23 protein-coding genes and 1 other RNA gene are annotated in these 22,748 nt (G+C 61.5%); 10 read left to right on the top strand and 14 right to left on the bottom strand.

The genetic code is table 11. The annotated features are described in order from the left end of the window. Positions 1-18: 18 nt before the first annotated feature. From gcvT to FBAL_RS03255, 5 genes are all read right to left on the bottom strand, one after another. On the bottom strand, positions 19-1,113 hold the full coding sequence (gene gcvT / locus FBAL_RS03275; RefSeq protein WP_013344149.1) for a glycine cleavage system aminomethyltransferase GcvT: 1,095 nt from the start codon (positions 1,111-1,113) through the stop codon (positions 19-21). Positions 1,114-1,241: 128 nt separating this feature from the next. Further along, complete coding sequence (locus FBAL_RS03270) at positions 1,242-2,444, bottom strand: FAD-dependent 2-octaprenylphenol hydroxylase (protein ID WP_013344148.1); 1,203 nt, start codon at positions 2,442-2,444, stop codon at positions 1,242-1,244. Between the two features lie 46 nt (positions 2,445-2,490). Next, positions 2,491-3,696, bottom strand: a complete 1,206-nt coding sequence (gene ubiH / locus FBAL_RS03265) for a 2-octaprenyl-6-methoxyphenyl hydroxylase (RefSeq protein WP_013344147.1) — start codon at positions 3,694-3,696, stop codon at positions 2,491-2,493. A gap of 3 nt (positions 3,697-3,699) precedes the next feature. Beyond that, a complete protein-coding gene (pepP, locus tag FBAL_RS03260) occupies positions 3,700-5,001 on the bottom strand; it encodes a Xaa-Pro aminopeptidase (RefSeq protein WP_013344146.1) in 1,302 nt (433 codons plus the stop codon). Between the two features lie 30 nt (positions 5,002-5,031). Beyond that, a complete protein-coding gene (locus FBAL_RS03255) occupies positions 5,032-5,604 on the bottom strand; it encodes a UPF0149 family protein (protein ID WP_013344145.1) in 573 nt (190 codons plus the stop codon). Positions 5,605-5,787: 183 nt separating this feature from the next. On the opposite strand from FBAL_RS03255, the gene FBAL_RS03250 reads away from it, so the two are divergent. From FBAL_RS03250 to FBAL_RS03240, 4 genes are all read left to right on the top strand, one after another. Then, positions 5,788-6,144, top strand: a complete 357-nt coding sequence (locus tag FBAL_RS03250) for a cell division protein ZapA (protein WP_013344144.1) — start codon at positions 5,788-5,790, stop codon at positions 6,142-6,144. Positions 6,145-6,175: 31 nt separating this feature from the next. Then, positions 6,176-6,356: non-coding RNA, 6S RNA (ssrS, locus tag FBAL_RS19845), on the top strand. A gap of 100 nt (positions 6,357-6,456) precedes the next feature. Further along, positions 6,457-7,053 carry a 5-formyltetrahydrofolate cyclo-ligase gene (locus tag FBAL_RS03245; RefSeq protein WP_013344143.1) on the top strand — a complete coding sequence of 199 codons (597 nt, stop codon included), beginning with the start codon at positions 6,457-6,459 and terminating at the stop codon, positions 7,051-7,053. A gap of 60 nt (positions 7,054-7,113) precedes the next feature. After that, entirely contained in the window at positions 7,114-7,725 is a 612-nt protein-coding gene (locus FBAL_RS03240) for a LysE family translocator (protein WP_013344142.1), read from the top strand. Between the two features lie 3 nt (positions 7,726-7,728). Here FBAL_RS03240 and FBAL_RS03235 read toward each other — a convergent pair whose 3' ends face one another. Further along, on the bottom strand, positions 7,729-7,968 hold the full coding sequence (locus tag FBAL_RS03235) for a DUF3389 domain-containing protein (RefSeq protein ID WP_013344141.1): 240 nt from the start codon (positions 7,966-7,968) through the stop codon (positions 7,729-7,731). After that, positions 7,965-8,399 carry a hotdog fold thioesterase gene (locus FBAL_RS03230; RefSeq protein WP_245544371.1) on the bottom strand — a complete coding sequence of 145 codons (435 nt, stop codon included), beginning with the start codon at positions 8,397-8,399 and terminating at the stop codon, positions 7,965-7,967. Before FBAL_RS03230 ends, FBAL_RS03235 begins: the two co-directional genes overlap by 4 nt. Before the next feature lie 125 nt (positions 8,400-8,524). Here FBAL_RS03230 and FBAL_RS03225 point away from each other — a divergent pair, with 125 nt between their 5' ends. Together FBAL_RS03225 and FBAL_RS03220 are read left to right on the top strand one after the other, a co-directional pair. After that, a complete protein-coding gene (locus FBAL_RS03225; RefSeq protein WP_013344139.1) occupies positions 8,525-8,998 on the top strand; it encodes a DUF2947 domain-containing protein in 474 nt (157 codons plus the stop codon). 262 nt (positions 8,999-9,260) lie between these two features. Beyond that, positions 9,261-10,157, top strand: coding sequence for a LysR family transcriptional regulator (locus tag FBAL_RS03220; RefSeq protein ID WP_013344138.1), 897 nt, complete (start codon positions 9,261-9,263; stop codon positions 10,155-10,157). Here FBAL_RS03220 and FBAL_RS03215 read toward each other — a convergent pair. Then, positions 10,144-11,373 carry a GGDEF domain-containing protein gene (locus FBAL_RS03215; RefSeq protein ID WP_013344137.1) on the bottom strand — a complete coding sequence of 410 codons (1,230 nt, stop codon included), beginning with the start codon at positions 11,371-11,373 and terminating at the stop codon, positions 10,144-10,146. The two genes, FBAL_RS03220 and FBAL_RS03215, sit on opposite strands and share 14 nt — an antisense overlap. A 152-nt stretch (positions 11,374-11,525) precedes the next feature. On the opposite strand from FBAL_RS03215, the gene FBAL_RS03210 reads away from it, so the two are divergent. Further along, complete coding sequence (locus FBAL_RS03210) at positions 11,526-11,735, top strand: YgdI/YgdR family lipoprotein (protein ID WP_013344136.1); 210 nt, start codon at positions 11,526-11,528, stop codon at positions 11,733-11,735. 53 nt (positions 11,736-11,788) lie between these two features. Here the strand turns inward: FBAL_RS03210 and tkt are convergent, their stop codons facing one another. Both tkt and FBAL_RS03200 read right to left on the bottom strand, forming a co-directional pair. Beyond that, positions 11,789-13,786 (bottom strand): transketolase, encoded by a 1,998-nt coding sequence (gene tkt / locus FBAL_RS03205; protein ID WP_013344135.1) that lies wholly within the window; start codon positions 13,784-13,786, stop codon positions 11,789-11,791. 134 nt (positions 13,787-13,920) lie between these two features. Beyond that, complete coding sequence (locus tag FBAL_RS03200) at positions 13,921-14,763, bottom strand: DNA ligase (RefSeq protein ID WP_013344134.1); 843 nt, start codon at positions 14,761-14,763, stop codon at positions 13,921-13,923. A gap of 559 nt (positions 14,764-15,322) precedes the next feature. Between FBAL_RS03200 and FBAL_RS03195 the strand changes: the two genes are divergently transcribed. Continuing rightward, entirely contained in the window at positions 15,323-16,054 is a 732-nt protein-coding gene (locus FBAL_RS03195; protein WP_041251160.1) for a hypothetical protein, read from the top strand. A 35-nt stretch (positions 16,055-16,089) separates the two neighbouring features. Here the strand turns inward: FBAL_RS03195 and FBAL_RS03190 are convergent, their stop codons facing one another. The 4 genes from FBAL_RS03190 to FBAL_RS03175 form a co-directional block, all read right to left on the bottom strand. Next, on the bottom strand, positions 16,090-16,731 hold the full coding sequence (locus tag FBAL_RS03190) for a GntR family transcriptional regulator (protein WP_013344132.1): 642 nt from the start codon (positions 16,729-16,731) through the stop codon (positions 16,090-16,092). Positions 16,732-16,780: 49 nt separating this feature from the next. Next, positions 16,781-17,731: a LysR substrate-binding domain-containing protein gene (locus FBAL_RS03185; RefSeq protein ID WP_013344131.1), complete on the bottom strand. Its 951-nt coding sequence runs from the start codon at positions 17,729-17,731 to the stop codon at positions 16,781-16,783. Between the two features lie 132 nt (positions 17,732-17,863). After that, complete coding sequence (locus FBAL_RS03180) at positions 17,864-19,048, bottom strand: UxaA family hydrolase (protein ID WP_013344130.1); 1,185 nt, start codon at positions 19,046-19,048, stop codon at positions 17,864-17,866. Then, the gene (locus FBAL_RS03175; RefSeq protein ID WP_013344129.1) at positions 19,045-19,377 is read right to left on the bottom strand and encodes a UxaA family hydrolase; all 333 of its coding nucleotides are present in this window, start codon (positions 19,375-19,377) and stop codon (positions 19,045-19,047) included. The genes FBAL_RS03180 and FBAL_RS03175 overlap by 4 nt, the downstream gene beginning before the upstream one ends. Positions 19,378-19,910: 533 nt before the next feature. Between FBAL_RS03175 and FBAL_RS03170 the strand changes: the two genes are divergently transcribed. Further along, the gene (locus FBAL_RS03170) at positions 19,911-21,485 is read left to right on the top strand and encodes a BCCT family transporter (protein ID WP_013344128.1); all 1,575 of its coding nucleotides are present in this window, start codon (positions 19,911-19,913) and stop codon (positions 21,483-21,485) included. 15 nt (positions 21,486-21,500) lie between these two features. Continuing rightward, on the top strand, positions 21,501-22,622 hold the full coding sequence (locus FBAL_RS03165) for a mandelate racemase/muconate lactonizing enzyme family protein (RefSeq protein ID WP_013344127.1): 1,122 nt from the start codon (positions 21,501-21,503) through the stop codon (positions 22,620-22,622). The last annotated feature ends 126 nt before the right edge of the window (positions 22,623-22,748 follow it).

Below are 22,748 nucleotides of genomic sequence, written 5' to 3'. Positions count from 1 at the left end.
GCTTCCCTATCAGCAAGATCAAAAGGCTTTCTGGCCATTGCGGACGAAGCAGGGTTTGACTACCTGCACCGCCACGCGCTTCTTCCGCATCTCCACTTCGGCCTGTTCGCCAATGCCCTTGGGTACGCGCGCCATGGCAATGGCGTGCCCCAGGGTGGGAGAGAAAGTCCCGGAGGTGATCACCCCCTGGTGTTCGACGCCATCGGCGTCAGTGAAAAACACGTTGAGACCGGCACGCAATACGCCCTTTTCGGTCATCACCAGGCCCACCAGCTTGTCGGTGCCCGCCGCCTTGGCGGCCAGCAACGCTTCACGACCGATAAAGTCACGGTCTGCCGGTTCCCAGGCGATGGTCCAGCCCATATTGGCGGCCAGCGGATTCACCTGTTCGTCCATATCCTGGCCGTAAAGGTTCATGCCCGCTTCCAGACGCAGGGTATCACGAGCGCCCAGGCCTGCCGGCTTAACGCCCGCGTCCAGCAACGCCTGCCAGAGGTCTGCGGCCTGGTTCTGCGGCACCACAATCTCGTAGCCCGCTTCACCGGTATACCCGGTGGTGGCGATAAACAGATCACCGCTTTGTACGCCAAAGAAGGGCTTCATGCCCTCAACGGCGGCATTTTGCTCGGCGTTGAATACGGTGGCGGCCTTGGCTTTGGCATTGGGGCCCTGTACCGCGATCATCGCCAGCTCAGGGCGCTCGGTGATGGTGACCGCAAAGGGCTGAGCCTGACGGCCGATCCACTCCAGATCTTTGACCCGGGTGGCGGAGTTCACCACCAGTCGGTACTGGGTGTCAGAGAGGTAGTAGGTGATGAGATCGTCGATCACGCCGCCCTGCTCGTTGAGCATGCCGCCATACAGGGCTTTACCCGGTACGGTCAGCTTGGCCACGTCATTGGCCAGCAGCTTACGCAAAAAGGCACGCGCGTCGTCGCCTTCCACGTCAACCACGGTCATGTGGGAAACGTCGAACATGCCGGCGTCCTGGCGCACGTGGTGGTGTTCTTCCACCTGTGAACCATAGTGCAACGGCATGTCCCAACCGTGGAAATCCACCATTTTGGCGCCGGATTCCAGATGCTTATCGTAGAGTACAGTCTTGCTTGCCATATCGGTTCCTTGGAAAGGCTACAGCGGCGACCTTCACACCGGGCTCTCACCCTGAGCGCTGGATCACATTGTTCTTTTTCGGCGCATTATACCGATCACACTCGCTTTGTATACAATTCATCCGCTCGTTAGCGGTTCCAGGACACAAGGCTCTGGGAACCCAGCCCCAGGGCGTGACTTAGCAGCCGTTTCTTCAGCGGCATAGCATGATCGACCAGATTCAGGCCCAGGTCCCTCACCCCTTTCTTCACGGGGTTGCTGCCATCAAACAACCAGCGGAATCCGTCCATCGCGGCCAGCATCTCCTGAGCCGCGGCCTTACGGGCGCGGCCGTAGCGGTTGAGCAGGCGCAACTCGCCGGGGTCACGCTCGCCGGCCTGGGCCAGCAGGTTCACCAGTGCCTGGCTGTCGCCAAGACCCAGGTTCACACCCTGCCCTGCCAGCGGATGGATGGTATGGGCCGCATCGCCAACCAGAGCCAGGCGCGGACGAACAAAGTCCCGGGCATAGCGCATGGTCAGCGGGAAAGTGGCGCGCTCAGACTCAAGGGTGAGCGTACCCAGGCGCGCCTCGGTGGCCGCGGTCAGTTGCTGGCCAAACGCCCTGGCGTCCACAGCGGCCAGTTGCTCCGCCCGGGCCGGGGGACAGGACCAGACGATGGAGCACTGATGCGGGTCGGCCAGCGGCAACAGCGCCAGCGGGCCTTCCGGCAGGAACACCTGTCGGGCCACCTGATCATGGGGACGTTGGCAACGGATGGTGGCCACCAGGGCATGATGACCGTAGTCGCGGAAGGTCAGCGGCACCTGGGCCTGCTGACGCAGCCAGGAGTTGGCGCCATCGGCGGCCACCAGCAAACGGGCACTGAGCAGGGTGTCGTCTTCCAGATTCAGCAGGGCATCCCGCTCCCCCAACGCCACCGCTTTCGGCTTAGTGTGGTGGATGGTCAGGTTATTGTGGCGCTTGGCGGCCTGCCAGAGGGCGTGGGCGATGGCGCGGTTCTCAATGATGTGGCCCAGGTTGGGCTCATCGAGATCAGCGGCATCAAAGCCGATCTTACCGATGCTGTCTTTATCCCATACCGCCATGGCGGTGTAAGGGCCCAGTCGCTCCGCAGGCAGGTGATCCCAGGCGCCCAGCTGACGCAGCCAGCGCTCGCTGGCACGGTTGATGGCCGAGACCCGCAGATCCGGTTCACCACTGGGGGCTTGCGGCTGAACCGGATCCACCACCGCCACTTTAAAGCCAGAGCGGGCCAGACCAACGGCGGTCGCCATCCCCACCATGCCGCCACCAACGACGGCGATATCCACAGAACCGGTTTTCAACATGCAGGCCACTCCTGGCCACGAACGCGTGACATCATCATCTCAGTACTCATCGGGGACGCCCCCCGTGCCAGCCCATGGCCCGTTTGGCCAGGCTGGCTTTGAAATCGGGAAACAGGGCCATGGCAAACAGGCCAAGGTTGCGACCGAGCGCCAGCGGGCGCACCGGGTTGGAAAACAGTTTGACCAGGGCATCGGTGCCGCTGGTGACCATATTGCGGTCATCGGCGCGCTGCTCACTGTAGTCAGCCAGCAGACTGAATGCGCCCGGGTCGGCGCCGTTTTGCAGCGCCTGCTGCAGACGGTCTGCCAGCGCTTCCACGTCCCGCAATCCCAGGTTAAAACCCTGGCCAGCGATGGGATGGACGGTTTGCGCGGCGTTGCCCACCAGCACACAGCGATGGTGGTGGGTGCGCTCGGCCCGGCACAGCGCCAGCGGATATTGGGCCCGCTGGCCCACTTTGGTCAGGCGACCGAGACGGTAACCAAAGGCGTTTTGCAGCGCCTGCAAAAAGGCCTCGTCCGACAGCGCCAGTCGACGCTCGGCCTGCTCCGGTTGCTGCACCCACACCAGCGAGTAGCGCTGCTCATTCATCGGCAACAGCGCCAGTGGGCCTTCCGAGGTAAAACGTTCAAAGGCGATGCCGGGGTGGCGTTCGCAGCTGATATTGGCGATCAGGGCATGCTGGCCATAGGGCTGACGGGTGAGCCCGAGGCCCAGTTGCTGCCGCACCACAGAGCCGGTGCCATCGGCACCGACGACAAGGCGAGCCTTGATGGTGGTGCCGGAGTTCAGGGTCAGGCTGACATGGTCCTGGTGCTGCTGAAGCTCTGCCAAACCATCAGGGCAGAGCAGCTGCACATTGTCGTGGCGGGCCAGAGCCTGCCACAGCGCGGGGCCAACCCGCTCCAGTTCCACCACCTGCCCCAGAGCGTCCACCTGATACTCGTCAGCGTTCATGCTGAGGCCACCGAAGTGGCCGCTGTCAGACACCTGGATCTGGCTGATGGGCTGGGCGTGAGGCGCCAGCGCCGGCCACAGGCCAAGGCGTTGCAGCCGGCGTACCGAGCCTTCCGCCAGAGCAATGGCACGACTGTCGTAACCGGGGTGGCTGGGCGCCGCCGCCGGATGCGCTTCAATCAGCGCAATGGTCCAGCTGCCGCCATCGGGGCGGCGCTGATTGGCCAGTGCCAGAGCCAGGGTGGCCCCGGCCATGGCACCGCCAACAATGGCAATATCACACTGCGTTGCCATGGGTTATCCCGCCATCAGGGCCTCAATATCGGCAATCTCTTTGGGCACATCAGCGGTCAGGTTGCGATGGCCCTCCTCGGTGATCAGGATGTCGTCCTCAACCCGCACACCAATGCCGCGCCAGCGCGGATCGACGTCGGCATCGGGGCCAATGTAGAGGCCCGGTTCCACGGTGATCACCATGCCCGGCTCCAGCTGACGGCCACGGTCCGGGGTGCGGTAGTCGCCCACATCGTGCACGTCGATGCCCAGCCAGTGACCCAGGCCATGCATGTAGTAAGGCTTGTAGGCTTCCTGCTCGATAAGGGCCTCCACCTCACCCTCCAGGATGCCCAGCTCCACCAGGCCGGAGACCAGGATCTTAAGCACCTCGGCATTGGCGTCTTTGATGGACACGCCCGGCTTCAGCATCTCGATGGCCGCTTTCTCGGCATCCAGTACGATCTGGTACAGCGCTTTCTGGTCCTCGCTGAACTTGCCGTTCACCGGGAAGGTACGGGTGATGTCGGCGGCGTAGCCGTGGAACTCACAGCCTGCGTCGATCAGAACCAGATCACCGTCGTGCAGCGGGGCGTTGTTTTCGGTGTAGTGCAGGATGCAGGCGTTGTCGCCGGCACCCACAATGCTGTTGTACGCCATATCGCGGGCGCCAGCCATGGCGCATTCGTGGCGGATCTCCGCCTCCAGCTGGTATTCGTACAGACCCGGCTGGCACGCCTGCATGGCGCGCACATGGGCACGGGCACTGATGCGGGCCGCTTCGGCCATCAGCGCCACTTCGGCGTCGGTTTTGAACAGGCGCAGCTCGTGCAGCAGCGGGCGCAGGTCCTGCATCTTCGCCGGGGCCACCAGGCCCTGACGGAAGCCGCCACGCAGCTTCGCCAACAGATCCCCCACCAGCTTGTCGCCACGGGCGCTGTGGCCCGGCAGGTAGGCCAGGTTCTCTGCGCCGCTGACCAGACCGGCCAACTCACTGTCCAGCTCGCCCACCTCGAAGGCCACGTCCACCCCCAGGGTGTCGGCCGCTTTGTCTTTCCCCAGGCGACGGCCGTGCCAGATCTCCGCCAGCTTGTCGCTGGGACGCACAAACACCACCGACTCCGGGCTCTGGCCCGGACGCAGCACCAGCACCGCATCCGGCTCGTTGAAGCCGGTCAGGTAGAAGAAGTCACTGTCCTGGCGGAAGTGGTATTCGGTGTCGTTGGAGCGGGTGGCTTCCTCGGCGGCGCACAGCACCACCACACTGCCTTCGGGCAGTTCGGCCATCAGTGCCCGGCGGTGGGCGGCAAAGTCGATACGTTCCATCTTGGGGGATCCTTTTCTTATTGTTGGTGCTCAGTGCAGCGTCTTGGGCGCCGCTTCTTCATCATCGTCCAGGCCACGGAACTCCCGCAGGCATTCCCAGGCGGCGATGCGAACGTGCTCCACCAGAGCGGCGAAGCCCTCTTCATTCTCTTCGTTCTCTTCCACTTCCAGTTCCACCTGGGTGAAATCGGTCAGGTCCTGAATCAGCTCTTTAACGTCAGCGGAGGCTTTATCCAGTGCCGGCTGCATCATGGCCAGGCCGGTCAGGAAGCTCTGCACCCAGTTGATAAAGGCTTCCAGGCGGTCCTGCAGCGGGTCGTCCTCATCGGCCAGCAGCGGCGAGAAGCTCATGGACGGGTCAACCAGGGTATTGATGACATCCAGGTACAGCTCTTTCACGATGGTCATCACCGGCTCCGGGGCCGGCTCTCCGTCGTTCACCAGTTCCAGAAACGGCTTTTGCCAGCTCTGGCCATCCATGGGAACACCGCCGCAAACCAGTCCGGTCAGCACCCCGTGCACCTCCGCGGGCAGGACCGCGATTTTGGCGTCATCGAGGGCAGTTTGCAGTTTGCTCAGCAGCAGGGGAGAGTTGCATTTCATGGTTGAAGATCCGCGGTTACAAGTGGGCCCATGCTATCATGGCCAAAGTGGCGGCACCATCGGCAGCGCACTGGCCAATAACACCCTTTTCGGCCAACAAAAAAGCGCTGTTGACGGGCCCCGCTGGCGGCAGCGGCGGCCCTGTATTATAGTCGCCAACCCAAGGCGCATCGGAGCGGGTAAATGAGTAATAAAACACTGGAAATCCATCTACTGGGCAAGGCGTTCTCCGTGGCCTGTCCGACGGGCCAGGAAAATCAGCTTCGCATGGTGGCAGAACAGTTGGGCCAGCGCCTGGATCAACTGCGTCAGCGCACCGGCACCGGCAACCTGGAGCAACTGGCGGTCATGGCTGCCCTCAACCTGAGCCACGAGCTGCTGCTGGCCCAACAGCAACAGGCGGTTTCACAACGCCAGCTGGAAACCCGAATTCAAGTGCTGCAGGACGCCATTGAACAGGCTTTGTCCGAACGCCTGCAAAACCGTCCGAAAGGGGTTGAAGCCGACTCAGCCACGCCATACACTGACCACGACGGTTAGGAAAAGCCCCACGTTTTTCCTACACTGAACCCGCTCCCTGAGGTGTTCGCCAGCGGTACATGTCCCTGGCCGATGCTTTTTGCTAAAGGGTGTTCCGCTTCATGCGGCTGTGCAGGCTCGGCTTGACCGAGAAGCCGAAAGCGTGAATGGTTCACCCGCCCTGAACTTACGGTTCACGGGCGTCCCACCGCAGCGGCACTCCCGGGGAGCACTCATCTGATTTTGCGGCCATTCGGCCCGTCCTTTTCCCCTGACTTGTTATTGCCCGTCAATCGCGGCACCCTGAATCCACGCTTTGCTGTGGAGTCTCCCATGTCTGTCGATACCCTCTCGCGGGCGGCCTGCCGTCATCAGCTGCGCCAAGCCCGTCGTGCCCTGAGTCCCGAGCAACAGAAACAGGCGGCCATCGGCCTCGCCCGGCACCTGCCCGACCATACCCTGGTTCAACACGCGCAGAGCGTGGCGCTCTACATCGCCAACGACGGTGAACTGGATCCCCACCTGCTGGCGGAGGTGCTGCACACCCGCGGCAAACGCCTGGCCCTGCCGGTCCTGCACCCCTTCCACTCTCAGCACCTGCTGTTTCTGGAATACCTGCCCGGCCAGCCAATGCGGACCAATCGCTACGGCATCCCGGAACCGGACCTGGACAAAACCCGGGTGGTGCCGATGGCGGAGCTGGACCTGATCCTGCTGCCGTTGGTGGGGTTTGATAACGCGGGCAACCGGATGGGGATGGGGGGCGGCTTCTACGACCGCACCCTCGGTTGTTTGGATATGGGCGCGCGGCCACAGCTGATTGGCCTGGCCCACGAATGTCAGCGGGTGGATCAGCTGCCGGTGGCGCCCTGGGATGTGCCGATGGACGCCATCGCCACGGCCGAGGGATTGATTGACCTTGCGGGATAACCCTTGCCGGGACGCGGGGCCGTGGCATAATGCCGGCCCCGATTTCAGACCATCACGACCATGATCGACACCGCCGTTCTGCTGCTGTTTATTCCCACCTTTTTTACGGTCGCCATCACCCCCGGCATGTGCATGCTGCTGGCCCTGAGCCTGGGCATGAGCATCGGGGTGCGCCGCACCCTGCCGATGATGGCTGGTGAGCTGCTCGGGGTGGCGATGGTGTCCCTGTCGGCGGTGCTTGGCGTGGCGGCACTGATGCTGAACCTGCCGATGCTGTTTACCGTGCTGAAGATGGTGGGCGGCGCTTACCTGCTCTACCTGGGCATCCAGATGTGGCGCAGTGAGGGGCGACTCGGCAAAGCGGAGACAGTGGTGGATGTGACGGCTCGCGGCCTGTTTCTGCGTGGCTGGCTGACCGCCATCGCCAACCCCAAAGGTTGGGCCTTTATGATTGCCCTGTTGCCGCCCTTTATCTCGGCGGAGCGACCCCTGCTGCCGCAGCTCTCCATTCTGGTGGCGATCATCCTGGCCTGTGAGCTCAGTTGCATGCTGATCTACGCCAGTGGCGGCAGTACCCTGCGTCGGCTGCTCAGTGCGGATAAGGTGCAGTGGATCAACCGCCTGGCGGGCACCATGATGGCGGCACTCGGGGTGTGGCTGATGGTGGAGTGAGGCTCAGCGCAGCCCCTTGATCTTCACCCCCAGCTCCTCGGCCAGGGCTTCAAGCTGGTCGGCACTGTCCAGTTGCACTGACCAGCTGATGCCGCCGCCGAAGGCGGTCACCACGTTGGCGATGCCCACCAGCTCAATGGCGTCCGCGGCAGCCTGAAAGGTGATGCGACCCGGCCCATTGAGTCGCACCATCAGCTCATGGGCATTGGCAATCAGCTTGCCCTGGCTGAATTCCAGAATCATTCCGGCCTCTTGTGCTTCAGCACAGCCATGGTCAGGCGACTGGTGCAGACCAGGCGCTCACGCTCATCGCGGATCTCAATCTGCCACACCTGGGTGGTGGCGCCCAGATGGATGGGGGTGGCGGTGCCCACCACCTGACCGGAGCGCATGGCGCGCACGTGGTTGGCGTTGATGTCCAGGCCAACGCAGTAGTAATCCTCACTGACACAGAGATTGGCGGCCAGAGAGCCCACGGTTTCCGCCAGCGCCACTGACGCGCCGCCATGCAGCATGCCCAGCGGCTGGTGGGTGCGATGGTCTACCGGCATGGTGGCGGACAGCGATTGCTCATCAAAACCGCTGTAGCGCATGCCCAGGTGCGCCACCAGGGTGTTCTCAGATTGCTGATTAAGCCGGTCCAGGCAGACCGGACGTTTCCATATCGACATCATTGTCCTCAGGGTTTTAGGGAAGTGACCAGCATACTGACTCAAGCCACCGGGATACAGCGAAAAACCCAGCATAGACTGCCGTGCTCTGGTACTCTAGGCGCCAGCATCAGTCTGAATCCAATCCTATGAACTACACCGATCTCGACGCTTATCCTTTCGCCTGGGTGTTCCGCCGGGCCGACCTCGCCATCAGTGACGAGGACAAAGCCCAGATCCGCCCGCTCGCCCGCCATTTTGCCAAACAGGTTTGGCAGCGTGAGGTCAGTGATGACGGTGCCGAACTGGACCGCCTCGGCAACAAGGATTGGCCCCGTCGCGGCGATGTCTGGCAAGACACCGTCCGCTGGGATGACGCCTTTGACAGCGACGAAGCGGAACTGCCGGAGGCGCTGAGCAGCCACCTGGTCTGGAACAGTGAGACCATCGTGTACATCTGCTACGACCCGGAGCACATCCTGGAAACCCGCTACGGCGTGTTTAAGCGTTGCTGGAAAGCGTTCCTGTTTGCCGCCGAAGAGACGCTGGTGGTGGGCCGCAAGCGCAAAGAGACACTGTGGTTTACCGATGAAACCTCGGTACGCCGGGGCATCCGCCCCTGAAACGCGAAAAAGGCACCCGATGGGTGCCTTTTTCATTTACACGCGATGACCTGAGGGATCACTCCTCATCCGACTGCGAGGGGGCCTGCTCCGCTTCGCCGTCAGGAGTGAAAATCCCGGCCAGGGCACCGACCCAAAGTGACTGAGTATGGGACATGCTGGGTTTCCTGTATGGGATATCCGGGTCGAGATCATGGTACGGCGCCACCAGCAATAGATAAAATGAATAAATGCTATTACCACCATTCCAAAGAGGAATGTCATGGATCTCAAATCGCTGGAATGCTTCCTCATCCTCTCCCGTACCGGCAACTTCACCCGAACCGCTGAGCAGCTTCACCTGACCCAACCAACGGTCAGTAAGATGGTGCAAAAACTGGAGCAGCAGCTGGGCCAGAATCTGGTGCGCCGCCAGCCTCATGGCATCGCTCTGACCGAAGCGGGCCAGCACCTGGCCCAGACCGCCGCTCAGATACTGGCCCAATGGCAGCAACTGGAGGGGCAGGTCAACGCCTTGTCGGCACTGGAGCGCGGCACCCTGAAACTGGGGATCTGCCCGATGGTCAGCCCGCTGGCCGCCCCTCTGCTGAGCGCCTACCGACAGCGTTATCCCGGCATCACCCTGGATTTCTATGAAGATGGGGGGTACGGCTGCGAGAAGGCGCTGTTGAACGACCGTCTGGCGATCTCCTTTACCGCGCTGCCCACCACCCACCTGGGCGAGTTCGCCAGTCAGTCGCTGGTGCGCTACCCCCTGTGGGTGTGCCTGCCAAAAGGCCACCCACTGGCGGACTACCCGGCGCTGGACTGGGCCACACTGGCCCGCCATCCGGTGATCTTCTACAACGAGGATTTTGCCCTGACCCAGTGGCTGACCCGCCTCAGCCAGCGGGCCGGTGTGGAGTTGAATGTGGTGCTGCGCAGCGCCCAGTGGGATTTTATTGGTGCCATGGTGGAGGTGGGACTGGGGCTGACCATCCTGCCTCAGCCCATCTGTGAGCGCCTGCCCGCAGGGCAGCTGGAGTTTCGTCCGTTAAGCCCCGCCCTGAACTGGGAGATTGGTTTGATCTGGCGTCAGCGCCTGCCGCTGGACGCGCCAGCCGAAGCGTTTCTGGCCCTGGCCAAAACCATGATGGGCCAGCCCGCTACGCCAGCTTAAGGCAGTTACGGCCCGCCTTCTTGGCCTTGTACAGGGCCTGGTCGGCGGCCTTGATCACCGCCTCGGCATCCGGTTGCTCGCCGGTGCGCTCCGCCAGCCCCATACTGATGGTGATCTGCACGGTTTTGCCGCCCCCACCCTGGCCACGCTGCTGACGTCCGGCTTTTTCATCGTCCGGTCGGCTTTTGCTTTTGCGCACCACAAAGGGGTAATCCGCAATGTCCTCGCGGATCGCCTCCAGATGCGCCGCACAGGCTTTCGGCGCCTTACCCGGGAACAACACGGTGAACTCCTCCCCGCCGTAGCGGAACACCTGTCCCCCGCCTTTTACCCGTGTCAGGCGGCTGGCCACCAGCTTCAACACCTCATCACCGACATCGTGGCCGTAGGTGTCGTTGAATTTCTTGAAGTGGTCGATGTCCATCATCGCCAAGCTGTAGCGCCGCCCTACCCGTTTCAGCGCCATATTCAGGGCACGGCGTCCGGGGATGCCGGTCAGCTCATCGAGAAACGCCATCTGGTGGCCCTGTTGCAACACCACCACAAACAGCGCCACCCCGACCACCGCCAGCAGGGTGGCTGAGATCATCGGTCGGGCAAAACCGAGGCAAACCAGGATCAGCCCCACCACCACCAGCAGGGCCGCCATCGACGCCGACTCCCGCTTGCGCAGATACAGTGCCCACAGGCCCACCGCAATCAGGGTTTGCCAGGCCAGCATCAACAACGGCGCCGGGCTGTGCTCGGTCAGCAGGAACGCCCGGGGGGTAAGAAACCCGGTCGTCCACTGCGCCAGCACCGGCACCTGACTCAGGGCCAGCAGCAGTCCGGAGCCCGCCGCCAGCAGCAGCCAGTGTCCCAGGCTCTGGCGGCTGAACGGCACCCGTTCCGGTAGCAGGGCCAGCAACAGCGCCAGCAATGGTCCCATCAACCCCATCAGCCAGAACAGCAGACGCTTCCCCTCCAGGTGCAAAGGAGCCTGCAGTTGCGACTGGATCAGGCCGTAGATCAGCATGGTGAGAATCACCATAAAGCCCAGTCGGCCCTGGTGGTAGATTTGGCTCAGCAGCAGGGTGGCGCCCAGGGTTAACCAGGGCAGGTAGAGCAGCGGGTCGGTCAGTTCCGGGTAGTGCATCACCAGGTAGCCCGGTGCCCACAACGCCGTGGGGATCAATAACAGCAACAGGATCAGCAGGATCCGATCGGAACTACTCACAAAAACAGCCTTGGCGCAAAGAGATAAGTGACGGATAAACAGTACTATTTATCCCGATTGATGGCGACCCAAATCCCCAAGCACTTGAATCCTAACGCCGTTACCACCGCACTGTTCTACACTGAAAATTCTGTCAGGAGTTGGAGTCATTTATGCGCGCGACGCTTGTTCTGCTTATCGCCCTGTTTCTCACCGCCTGCAGCAGCACCGAGTACATCATGAGCACCCACGACGGGCGCCTGATCCCCACCTACGGGAAACCGGAGCTGGACAGTGAAACCGGGATGTATCGTTACGAGGATAAGGAAGGCAAGGAGCAGATGATCCGTCAGGATGAGATCCAGGAGATCATCGAACGCTAGGCATAAAAAAACGCCCCCAATCGGGGGCGTTTCCTTTGGCAACGAGGTGGGGGTTAGGCCAGCAGCTCGTTGGCGGTATCCACGATGTTTTCCACGCTGAAACCGAACAGCTTGAACAGCTGGTCTGCCGGGGCGGATTCACCGAAGGTGGTCATACCGATCACGCGGCCATCCAGGCCCACGTACTTGTACCAGAAGTCGGCGATCAAGGCTTCGATGGCGATGCGGTTGGTCACGTCAGACGGCAGCACGGACTCTTTGTAAGCCGCGTCCTGCGCGTCAAACACGTCGGTGGCCGGCATGGACACCACGCGTACCGCTTTGCCTGCCGCTTCCAGTTCCGCCGCAGCGGCCATGGCCAGCTCCACTTCAGAACCGGTGGCGATCAGGATCAGCTCCGGCTTACCGGCGCTGTCTTTCAGTACGTAACCGCCCTTGGCCACATTGGCCAGAGTCTCGGTGTCACGCGCCATCGGGGCCAGGCCCTGACGGGAGAAGATCAGGGAGGTCGGGCCGTCGGTGCGCTCAATCGCATGGCGCCAGGCTACCGCAGACTCCACCGCGTCACAGGGACGCCAGGTGCTCATGTTCGGGGTCATACGCAGAGAAGCCACCTGCTCCACCGGCTGGTGGGTCGGGCCATCTTCACCCAGACCGATGGAGTCGTGGGTGTAAACGAAGATGGAGGGCTGCTTCATCAGGGCCGCCATACGAACCGCGTTGCGGGCGTACTCCATGAACATCAGGAAGGTGGCGCCGTAGGGCTTGAAGCCGCCGTGCAGAGCCACACCGTTCATGATGGCGCTCATGCCGAACTCGCGCACACCGTAGTGGACGTAGTTGCCGGACGCGTCTTCGGCGCTGATGGACTTGGAGCCGGACCAGTTGGTCAGGTTGGACGGAGTCAGGTCAGCGGAGCCGCCCAGCAGTTCCGGCAGAACCGGACCAAAGGCGTTCAGGCAGTCCTGAGAGGCTTTACGGGTAGCGACCTTGTTGGCGTTGGCTTGCAGTTCCGCCACGTAAGCGTCGGCGTGGGCGGTCCAACCTTCCGGCAGTTCACCAGCCAGGCGGCGCTTCAGCTCGGCAGCCAGTTCCGGGAACTCGGCAGCGTAGGCGTTGAAACGGGTGTTCCAGGCGCTTTCCACTTCCGCGCCCTGCGCTTTGGCGTCCCAGGCGCTGTAGATATCGGCCGGGATTTCGAACGGACCGTGCGGCCAGTTCAGGAAGTCACGGGCGGCGGCGATTTCGTCGTCACCCAGCGGGGCGCCGTGGCAATCGTGGGAGCCGGACTTGTTGGGGCTGCCATAACCGATAACGGTCTTGGTGCAGATCAGGGTCGGCTTGTTGGTTTCGGCGCGGGCGGCTTCGATGGCGGCTTTGATCGCTTCCGGATCGTGGCCATCAACCGCCGGGATTACGTGCCAGCCGTAAGCTTCGAAACGCTTCGGAGTGTCGTCGCTGAACCAGCCTTCAACGTGACCGTCGATGGAGATGCCATTGTCATCCCAGAACGCGATCAGCTTGCCCAGGCCCAGGGTACCAGCCAAAGAGCAGGCTTCGTGGGAGATGCCTTCCATCAGGCAGCCGTCGCCCATAAACACGTAGGTGTGGTGGTCAACGATGTCGTGACCCGGACGGTTAAACTGAGCTGCCAGCACCTTCTCGGCCAGGGCCATGCCCACGCCGTTGGTGATGCCCTGGCCCAGCGGGCCAGTGGTGGTTTCAATGCCCGGCGCGTAGCCGTATTCCGGGTGACCCGGGGTGCGGGAGTGCAGCTGACGGAACTGCTTCAGGTCTTCGATGCTCAGATCGTAACCGGTGAGATGAAGCAGAGAGTAGATCAGCATGGAGCCGTGGCCATTGGACAGGATGAAGCGGTCGCGATCCGCCCATTCCGGGTTGGCCGGGTTGTGTTTGATAAAGTCGCGCCACAGCACTTCGGCAATGTCCGCCATCCCCATCGGGGCACCGGGGTGACCGGAGTTGGCTTTCTGGACAGCGTCCATGGAGAGGGCACGGATCGCATTGGCAAGCTCTTTGCGGGAAGACATCTTGGCTCCTGGTTCAGAGATTATAGGATTGAGGCGGGGCATATTTTCAACGCTTCCGGCACCGGACGCAAATCCGGGACGAAAAAACGCAACCGTATGGGCAGATAAGACAAATATTCCCCCCTTCCGGCGCCCTAAAGTCCGACGAAAATCCGCTCAAACCGGGCGAACCGTGGCAGGCCAGCCTCCGTGCGACCACTGTAACTGTAGGTCACCACTGTGCCGACAGGGGGTGGGCTGAGACGCTGCTCATCACTGAAACCGGAACCCAGGCGAAAGCGCCGGCCTTGTGCATCTTCAACGATCAGCGACCCCATCATGCCGGTCAGGCGGCCCTGCCCCGGCTCATAACCAACCACCTTCGCTTCCGCGTCCCATTTGGGTTTGAGCTTGAGCAGGCCCGAATCCCGGCCGGGGCGATACACACCATCACGATGACGCAGCATCAGCCCCTCACCACCGGCATTCACCACCTCGTCCAGTTTGGCAGCCAGAGCTTCATGGCTGGCCACCGTCTGCTGGCGCACAAGCTGGACGTGGTTCAATGCCATCGCCTCAAGGCCCAACGCCAATGCCTGATAACGCAGGGCAAAGGGTTGGGCCAGATCAGGCCGGTCAAACACCAGAAACTGCACCGACTGCCAGGCCCGGGAGTCCGGCTGCTGGTCACGGACGATACGCATCAGTGCCTGAAACTGGCCTCGCCCCAGCCACAGTTCACCGTCCAGTGGATGGTGCGGCCAGCCTTCGGTAAACCCCGCGGGGGTGGCAATGATCTTGCCCGAGCGACTGAGCAGGCGCTGGCCATCCCAGTAAGCCCGCATGCCATCGAACTTCTCGCTGACCAGATAGGGCGTCAGTGACGCCACCGCCTGATAGGGCTGGGCCAGCATCAGCGGTGGGCCGCCGGCATAGAGTTGGGCCGGAAAAACGCAGGAGAGCAGGGTCGCTCCTGCCAAAGGAATGGATGGTCTCATCGGGTCGCCTCCATGCATGGTGTGCCTGACTCACACTAGCTCTCCCGTTTGCGATGAACAGTGACACTGGGTTAACCGGGAGTTCACCCAAGGGTTCAGTGTCTTGCGGGCAAAAACTGCGCAGCTCACAAATTGAGCTGCGGGTCTGGTCATAAAGTCGCCGATGTGTATAATCAGGCCATGAATCATGTTCACGGCACCATGGTGCTGGCGGTAAACAGTCAAACCAGAGACAGGCATCCCCACAAAAATATGCCTGCATGCGTCCCCTGAGCGGGATGGAGTTTGCTGAGATGGCCAGTGCTTTAACCAGCTTTTTAGGGGCTCGCTATGACAACTGAATCTGTTCCGGCCATCCATGGTCGGTCCCACGCACACCTACGGTTTTTTCTCAGGCCTTACCGGCAACCGTAGCCACCCAGTGATCGGGTAACCGGTACTCCCCAACATCGGAAGCCCCCCCAACCATTTTCGTTTGATTCTGGCCACGTCCCATCGACGTGCCCCCCGGCGCCTGTGCGCCCGTTAACTGAGATTTCGACACAGCATGCACCGAACAATGACAGCCATTGCCCTGCTGATGACCCTCGCAGCGTGCAACGGTTCCGAACAGAACAAAAACATCGAAAACACTAGCAATAACAACGACATTATCGCCTCAGCCCCCGCCCCCATCCAGTGCAAGGCCAATGAAGTGGCCGTGGATTTTGGTTGCCTTCCGCTGAGCGAAAACCTGGCTCAACTGGCCGACACCTTCGAATGGGATGCCGACGACCTGGCCGCCACCTGCCTCGACCCCGAGCTGCCGCAAATCAACTGTGAACTGCGCTACAGCGAAGATGAGATCCCCCATGATGTGGCGGTGATCTCCGGTGAGCTGGCTGTGGACAACGAACACAACAACGGCAGCGGTTCACTCGCCTTTGACCTGCGCAAAGATGACGTGACTGGCCGCACTACCCTGACCCTGGAAAACCACACCTGGGACACGCCACAAACCTGTGAAGCCGCCCATATGAATTGCGAGTCGGTATTTACCATGGTCAAAGCCAATGGTGATACCGAAGAGCTGGGTCGCATCGACTCCAATCAGCTGCTGAAAGTGGAAGTGGACGATGCCCTGGCGGCAAAGATGAGTGGCACGGTACGACTGGAGGTGGGCCACTACGAAGCCGGCACCCTCTACTCCACCGACGCCTTTATCACGCCACGGGCGGAGTTTGTCGCCGCCATGGCGCGGATGCGTCAGAACCCCACGTTGGCGCAGGTACGATACCAACACGCTGACTAAGAAAAAGCCGGGCCATGGGCCCGGCTTTTTTTGAGTTATCGTGCGGCACGCAACCGCGAGAAGGGGGTGATGTTGGCCCGCGCCTCCTCAGCGGCGGCCGAGGCGTCTCCGGCGCAGATGGCCGTCACCAGTGCCTCATGGCTGTTGGCGCTTTGCGACAAATCGTAATCCTGGTGGGAGATGCCGATATAGGCCTGCAGCGGATAGAGGATCTGCTTATACAGCGTCTGCATCCGCTCACTGCCGCAGATCGCCACAATGTGTTGATGCAGCTGCCAGTCCATGGCGCTGATGGCACGGTTATCCTCCGGATGCTCCCGACACAGCGCCTGGTAGCTCTGGAACAGTGCCATCAATCCCGCTTTCTGCTCGGCGCTGGCCCACTCCGCGGCCATCGCAGCCGCTTCGCCCTCCAGCGCAAGACGCAGGTGATACAGCTCCCACAGGTCGGACTCGTCGATATCCACCACCTGCCAGCCCGCATAGGGCTTCTGCACCACCAAGCCCTCATGCACCAACGAGTTGAGGGCCATCCTGACGGTACTGCGTGACAGGTCGAGCTGTTTCGACAGCGCGCTTTCCACCAGTTTCTCCCCCAGCGCCAGGGTGCCATCCAGGATCCGCTCACGCAGGTATCGGGTGGCCTGGGACTCCAGGCTCTCTTTACTGATGGTCATTTGGGTCTTCACGCTCCGGCTGAACAGTGGGTGGCATTACGCCATAAACTCAGTCGATTGTATCCCTGTACAGCCCCGGCTGGGAGGCACTGAGCATCGCCTCGTGCATAAACTGGACAAAGCTGACCGCCTCCGGCGACAGCGGTTTGTTCTTGCGGGTCAGGATGTAATAGGCGCGACTGTGCCGCACCTTGTGCTCCGGAAACGGCAGCACCAGAGTGCCATCGGCAAGATGCTCCTGGATCTGCTGATAGGCACACAGGGCCACACCCAGTCCGCTCATCGCCAGTGACATCACCACATTGCACTCACTGGCCACGTGCCCTTTCTGCAGGTCGAGCCCCGGTACCGGGTAGTACTTGAGCCAGTATTGCCAGTCCGTGGTATCGCGGTCGTGGATCAGCACCGCCTTGTTCAGATCCGCCAGCGAGTTAAGCGGGTATTTCGCCAAGTACTCTGGTGAACAGACCGGCACGTAATCCAGGCCACAGAGAAACTGCGAATCAAACCCCTCCCAATGACTCTCCCCCCACTTGATGGCAAGTTCGGTCTGCGGCAGAAAGTCCAGGTGCTGCGTGGTCAGCATCTGCGCCACCAGCAGATTGGGATGGCGACCAAGAAACTGAGGCAACAACTGACTCACCACCTGACGGCTGAACACCGGCTCGGTTTCGATGTGCAGGGTGTAGTAATCGGAGTGGGCGTGGAACTCGTCCACCACATTGAGCAGCGTGTTGATCGGCATGTCGATCTTGTCGTACAGGCGCTTGCCCTCGTCGGTCAGGGCAACCGTGCGTGAGGTGCGGAAGAACAGCTTGGTTTTCAGCAACGCTTCCAGCTTGGCCACCTGTTGGCTGATGGCAGGCTGGGTCAGGTGCAAGTCACGGCTGGCTTCGGTAAAGCTCTGCCGGTCCGCCACCGCCTTGAACGCCATAAACCAGGAGAGGTGTGGCAAGCGGGCGGTGCTGCAGGGGGTTACAACGGGTTTGTTTGTCGACATGGGGCCTTGGCCAAGCGCAGTGGGCAACGGCGCACAGAGTACGATGCATCCGCCAGCGAGATAAGTCCGGCGTGGCGGATCTTTGCGGCGGATCCCAGCGGGCCGCCGGGAACACCCCGGAGGCCCGCCCTCTCAGCAACCCGGCTTGATCCGCAACAGCGATTCCAGCCGCTGGTCCTTCTGGTACAGGGTGCAGTAGGCGTAACCAATGGACTCGATATTGGTTTGCTCGCCCTGCGCCACCGCCACCGCTTTGGCGACGATCCGCTCCGCCACGCTGTCGATCCCCTCTTCCGCCCGCATGATGCCGGAGGCGTCGACATCGATGTCGTCGTTGATCAGCTGGGCATTACCGCTGACCCGGATCACCGGCACAATGGCGTTGTTGAAACCGGCACCGCCGGTGGTCCACAGCACCAGGTGGGCGCCCAATGCGGCAAAGTGCATCCCGGCGCCCCCACACAGGTGGGTCGCTTCAGACAGATACAGGCCCGGCGCTGTCGGTTTCTCGTGGATGCGGTGATTGATCCGCAGGACATCCTGGATCGGCCGGCTGCCGGTCTTATTCAAAGCACCAAAGGATTTCTCCTCCAGGGTGGTGAGGCCACCGACACTGTTGCCGATGCTCATGGTTTCCACCTCGGCCCCTTCAATATGCCAGCGATGCTCCTCCTCGTGGATCAGCTGTTCCAGCTTGTCCGCTACCGCGCCACTGACCGCACGTCGACGCAGGATCGCTTCACAGCCGATCAGCTCGATCAGCTCACCCGCAATGGCGGTGGCGCCCAGATCCACCAGGCGATCCACCGCCGCCCCCACACTGGGGTTGGAGGCGATGCCGGAGCTGGTGTCGGAGCCGCCGCATTTCACCCCGATCACCAGTTCAGAGATGGGCCGCTCCAGACGCGGTGCGGCATCGGCATCGGCCTGCAGTTGGGCCGCCAGCACTTTGCCTTCGTTGATGGTGGCACGAGTGCCTTTCTGCTTGACGCACACCAGCGAGTGGGCCGGGCGACCACTGGCGCGGATAGGCGACGCCACCAGCTCCGGATCGATGGAGCCACAGCCCATCGCCAACACCAGCACCCCGGCCACATTGGGGTTCACGCCGGTGTGGATCATGGTGTTGATCATCTCTTCATTGCCGCCGTACATGCAGGTGTTGTAGTTGGTCACCACAATGCCGCTGTCGATGCTGTCGGCAATGGCCCGGGCGATCCCTTCACAACACTCATCCACCGCCATGATCAGCACGTGGTTACGGATGCCGACGCTACCGTCGGCGCGGCCAAAGCCGGTAAAGGTAGGCAGGGTCATGCTTCAATCCCCATCTGCTTGATGATCTCGTCGATGATGTTGTCGGGAATGTCCAGGCGCAGGCTGCGCACGTTCTGCACGTGCACCAGCTGGCCGACAGGAATGGCGGCGATGGCCCGGCCCACCGGGTAGCCCCCCTTAATGATGGTGTGCCCCTCGTCGATGGCGGATACCGCCACCTTATTGCCAAAGGGGATCGCCTGCAGGCAGGTCAGTTCACCGATGATATCGTTGTTGGCGGAGAGAATGGCCACACGGTCACCCTTGGCCGCGTCGGCCAGCAAAGTGGCGACGTTGTCACCCGCGGCCAGTTGAATCGCGTTATGCATGGATTCGATTACCCAGGATTGTCGGACAATCGACTTTTTACCCGACCCCCGCCCACAAAAATGCGATCACGATCATGCCGCGATATTCCCCAAACCAACGACAATCGCGAATCGTGACCGGCCTGGCGTTTTCGCGCATTCGCATCAGGTTCGCTCATCCATGCCCTCGCCCAGTTCGCCTGAGGGATATTCAGGTGAAAAAGGCTGTCCTTTTTCTCGTCAGGTCGCCAAAATGCCGCGCCGCGAAAATCGCAAACCCTGAAATGGCGGGGGTTTCAGAGGCATTTCAGCGTTATGCCAGCCCTCTACACTCCCGCCACCCGCTTATCAATCCACGGCAATTGCGCGCATTTGAAAATGGATCCGTCCACTTTTTGACTGATTTGGCGCCCATCCATAACGCCACGTAATTGCTGAATAAGGATTTATTGCTGTTGGAAAGTCCGGGGCTGGCTGAGAATCCGCGCCAATCGAGCTTCACGCTTATTGGCTACCCCACGAGGGTAGGCTTTTTCTTACTGAGGAATGCAGTTGTGACTGACGTAGCCGCTTCACCGGCCGCCACCCAAGCGGTGCCGCCCGCCGACAACAAAGGCGTAATTCAAAACGATAAGACCCTCATCAGCATCAGCCTGGTGTTTGTTTTTGCCGTAGTTATGATGCTGGTGTTCTACCCTGAGCAATCTCAGGCCACCGGCAAGGCGATGTTCACCGCCCTGACCAACAACGTAGGCTCGCTGATCCAGCTGTTCGCCTTCACCGCTGTGTGTACCGTGTTCTTTGTCGGCATGAGCCGCTTCGGCGACATCAAGCTGGGCGAAGGGGCCCCGGAATACTCCAACATGAGCTGGTTGTTCATGTTCATCTGTGCCGGTCTGGGCTCCGCCACCATGTACTGGGCCTTTATGGAGTGGGCGTACTACTACAACGGCATCGGCCTGAACATCCCGGGCCAGACCAATGAAGCCCTGCGCACCAGCCTCTCTTACGTGCTGTTCCACTGGGGCATCACCCCGTGGGCGATCTACGCGCTGGCCTCCATCGCCATGGCGTACCACTTCCACGTTAACCGTGCCAAAGGCCTGAACCTCTCCTCCCTGGTCGTGTCCATTCTCGGCCTGAAAGAGGACAGCAACAGCAGCCGCATCATCGGCCGCGCGCTGGATCTGATCTTCCTGTTCGCCACCTTCGGCGGCCTGGTGCTGACCACCACCGTGACCGTGAACACCGTCTCCACCGGTTTCGCCTCACTGATGGGCATCGAGAACACCTTCCTGCTGAAGACCGTGCTGCTGGCGCTGATCACCCTGACCTTTACCCTGAGCTCCTACATCGGCATCGCTGAGGGTCTGCAGAAGATCGCCCACGCCGCCTGTGGCATGTGCTTTGTGTTCGCCATGATCGTGCTGGTTCTGGGCGACACCTCCTTCATCCTGGATTTCTTTGTTAACTCCCTGGGCCTGACCCTGACCAACTTCGTTGAGATGAGCCTGTTCACCGACGCCACCAACGAAGGCACCTTTAACAAAGACTGGACCGTGTTCTACTGGCTGTACTGGATCACCTACACCCCGGGTGTGGCGATCTTCGTCACCCGCATCTCCAAGGGTCGTACCCTGCGCCAGGTGATCTTCGGCCTGATCGCCGGTGGCTGTGCCGGTTGCTGGTTCTTCTTCAGCGCCCTGACCGGTTACTCCGTCGACATGTTCAATTCCGGCATCATCAACGCGCCGGAACTGCTGACCACCGCCAGCGGTGACATCGCCGTAGCCCAGCTGATCGCCAACCTGCCGTTCGGCACCCTGCTGTCCGTGTTCTACTTCGTGCTGATGATGGTGTTCCTGGCTTCTCATCTGGACGCCACCGCCTACACCGTGGCTGCGGTAAGCACCAAGAACCTGAAACAGGGCCAGGATCCGACCCGCGGCCTGCGCGTGTTCTGGTGTGTGATGCTGAGTCTGCTGCCGCTGGCGATGCTCTACATCAACGCCTCTCTGGACACCCTGAAAACCGCGGTAACCCTGACCGCCGCCCCCTTCGTCGTGGTTCTGCTGCTGTGCCTGGTGGGCCTGAAGAAGTTCCTTTCCAACCACAAGTTCGAGCAATAAGCCGGGAGCCTGACCATGTTGAAAATTACGGATATCGAAGTGATTCACCTGCGCGTTCCGGCCATGGACGCGGAGTGTGAGTGGGGCGAAGACGCGGTGATCGTGAAAGTGCACACCGACAAGGGCATCGTCGGTGTCGGTGAAGCCGACACCAGCCCGCTGGTGGTGCAGGCCTGCATCGACGCGCCGCAGACCAACTTCTACTGCAATGGCCTCAAGCGCCTGCTGATCGGTGAAAATCCGCTGGAGATCGAGCGCCTGTGGAACAAGATGTACTGGGGCTCCAACTACGTGGGCCGTCGCGGTGCGGGCATCCATGCCATCAGCGCCATCGACATCGCCCTGTGGGACATCGCCGGTCAGTTCTACGGCGTACCGCTGCACACCCTGCTGGGCGGTAAGTACCGTGAGAAGATCCGCTGCTACGGCACCTTTATTCCGGCCGACAAGCCGGAAGACAACAAGGCGATCGTGCAGGGTCTGAAAGACCAGGGCTTCACCAGCATCAAGTTCGGCGGTGGCATTCTGGGTGACGACCCGGACACCGACTACCAAATCGTCAAAGCGGTGCGCGAAGCGGCGGGCCCGGAGATGGAGGTTCAGATCGACCTCGCCTCCAAGTGGCACACCTGTGGTCACTCCGCCATGATGGCCAAGCGTCTGGAAGCGTTTAACCTCAACTGGATCGAAGAGCCGGTGCTGGCCGACAGCCTGGTCAGCTACAACAAGCTGACCCGCCAGGTGTCCCAGAAGATCGCGGGCGGTGAGTCCCTGACCACTCGCTACGAGTTCCAGGAGTTCATCACCAAGTCCAATGCCGACATCGTGCAGCCGGACATCACCCGCTGTGGCGGCATCACCGAGATGAAGAAGATCTACGACATCGCCCAACTGCACGGCACCCAGCTGATCCCGCACGGGTTCAGCACCGGTATCCTGCTGGCGGCGTCCGTTCACTTCCTGGCGGCCTGTGAGCACGGCACCCTGATGGAGTTCTCCCAGAGCAGCAGCCCGCTGTTCACCAGCCTGGTGAAGAACCAGCTGCAGTTCGACAACGGCTTCGTGGCCGTACCGGACCAGCCGGGCCTGGGCGTGGTGCTGGATGAAGCGCTGATCGCCAAGTACCGGGTCAACTGATCGCCCTTGCGCCCCCCGTCCTTCGGGGGGCGTTTTTTGTGTCAGACGTTGCGCCAGCGAGTTAGCCCCCGGGCGCACAGTCGGCCCTCAGCCACCGTTATGACGGTGGCTTTTTTGTGCCTGCGG

This window comes from Ferrimonas balearica DSM 9799 (assembly GCF_000148645.1).
Lineage (GTDB): Bacteria > Pseudomonadota > Gammaproteobacteria > Enterobacterales > Shewanellaceae > Ferrimonas > Ferrimonas balearica.
The sequence above is the reverse complement of the archived record's forward strand: the minus strand, read 5'-3'. Positions and strand labels throughout refer to the sequence as shown.

Excerpts from the sequence above, each read along its gene's own strand:
- tkt (WP_013344135.1), bottom strand. The coding sequence starts at position 13,786 with ATGTCTTCCCGCAAAGAGCTTGCCAATGCGATCCGTGCCCTCTCCATG.
- FBAL_RS03240 (WP_013344142.1), top strand. The coding sequence starts at position 7,114 with ATGATCGACACCGCCGTTCTGCTGCTGTTTATTCCCACCTTTTTTACG.
- FBAL_RS03250 (WP_013344144.1), top strand. The coding sequence starts at position 5,788 with ATGAGTAATAAAACACTGGAAATCCATCTACTGGGCAAGGCGTTCTCC.
- FBAL_RS03220 (WP_013344138.1), top strand. The coding sequence starts at position 9,261 with ATGGATCTCAAATCGCTGGAATGCTTCCTCATCCTCTCCCGTACCGGC.
- FBAL_RS03195 (WP_041251160.1), top strand. The coding sequence starts at position 15,323 with ATGACAGCCATTGCCCTGCTGATGACCCTCGCAGCGTGCAACGGTTCC.
- FBAL_RS03175 (WP_013344129.1), bottom strand. The coding sequence starts at position 19,377 with ATGCATAACGCGATTCAACTGGCCGCGGGTGACAACGTCGCCACTTTG.
- FBAL_RS03270 (WP_013344148.1), bottom strand. The coding sequence starts at position 2,444 with ATGTTGAAAACCGGTTCTGTGGATATCGCCGTCGTTGGTGGCGGCATG.
- FBAL_RS03200 (WP_013344134.1), bottom strand. The coding sequence starts at position 14,763 with ATGAGACCATCCATTCCTTTGGCAGGAGCGACCCTGCTCTCCTGCGTT.
- FBAL_RS03210 (WP_013344136.1), top strand. The coding sequence starts at position 11,526 with ATGCGCGCGACGCTTGTTCTGCTTATCGCCCTGTTTCTCACCGCCTGC.
- FBAL_RS03255 (WP_013344145.1), bottom strand. The coding sequence starts at position 5,604 with ATGAAATGCAACTCTCCCCTGCTGCTGAGCAAACTGCAAACTGCCCTC.
- FBAL_RS03235 (WP_013344141.1), bottom strand. The coding sequence starts at position 7,968 with ATGATTCTGGAATTCAGCCAGGGCAAGCTGATTGCCAATGCCCATGAG.
- FBAL_RS03185 (WP_013344131.1), bottom strand. The coding sequence starts at position 17,731 with ATGTCGACAAACAAACCCGTTGTAACCCCCTGCAGCACCGCCCGCTTG.
- FBAL_RS03225 (WP_013344139.1), top strand. The coding sequence starts at position 8,525 with ATGAACTACACCGATCTCGACGCTTATCCTTTCGCCTGGGTGTTCCGC.
- FBAL_RS03165 (WP_013344127.1), top strand. The coding sequence starts at position 21,501 with ATGTTGAAAATTACGGATATCGAAGTGATTCACCTGCGCGTTCCGGCC.
- FBAL_RS03230 (WP_245544371.1), bottom strand. The coding sequence starts at position 8,399 with ATGATGTCGATATGGAAACGTCCGGTCTGCCTGGACCGGCTTAATCAG.
- FBAL_RS03245 (WP_013344143.1), top strand. The coding sequence starts at position 6,457 with ATGTCTGTCGATACCCTCTCGCGGGCGGCCTGCCGTCATCAGCTGCGC.
- pepP (WP_013344146.1), bottom strand. The coding sequence starts at position 5,001 with ATGGAACGTATCGACTTTGCCGCCCACCGCCGGGCACTGATGGCCGAA.
- gcvT (WP_013344149.1), bottom strand. The coding sequence starts at position 1,113 with ATGGCAAGCAAGACTGTACTCTACGATAAGCATCTGGAATCCGGCGCC.
- FBAL_RS03180 (WP_013344130.1), bottom strand. The coding sequence starts at position 19,048 with ATGACCCTGCCTACCTTTACCGGCTTTGGCCGCGCCGACGGTAGCGTC.
- ubiH (WP_013344147.1), bottom strand. The coding sequence starts at position 3,696 with ATGGCAACGCAGTGTGATATTGCCATTGTTGGCGGTGCCATGGCCGGG.
- FBAL_RS03190 (WP_013344132.1), bottom strand. The coding sequence starts at position 16,731 with ATGACCATCAGTAAAGAGAGCCTGGAGTCCCAGGCCACCCGATACCTG.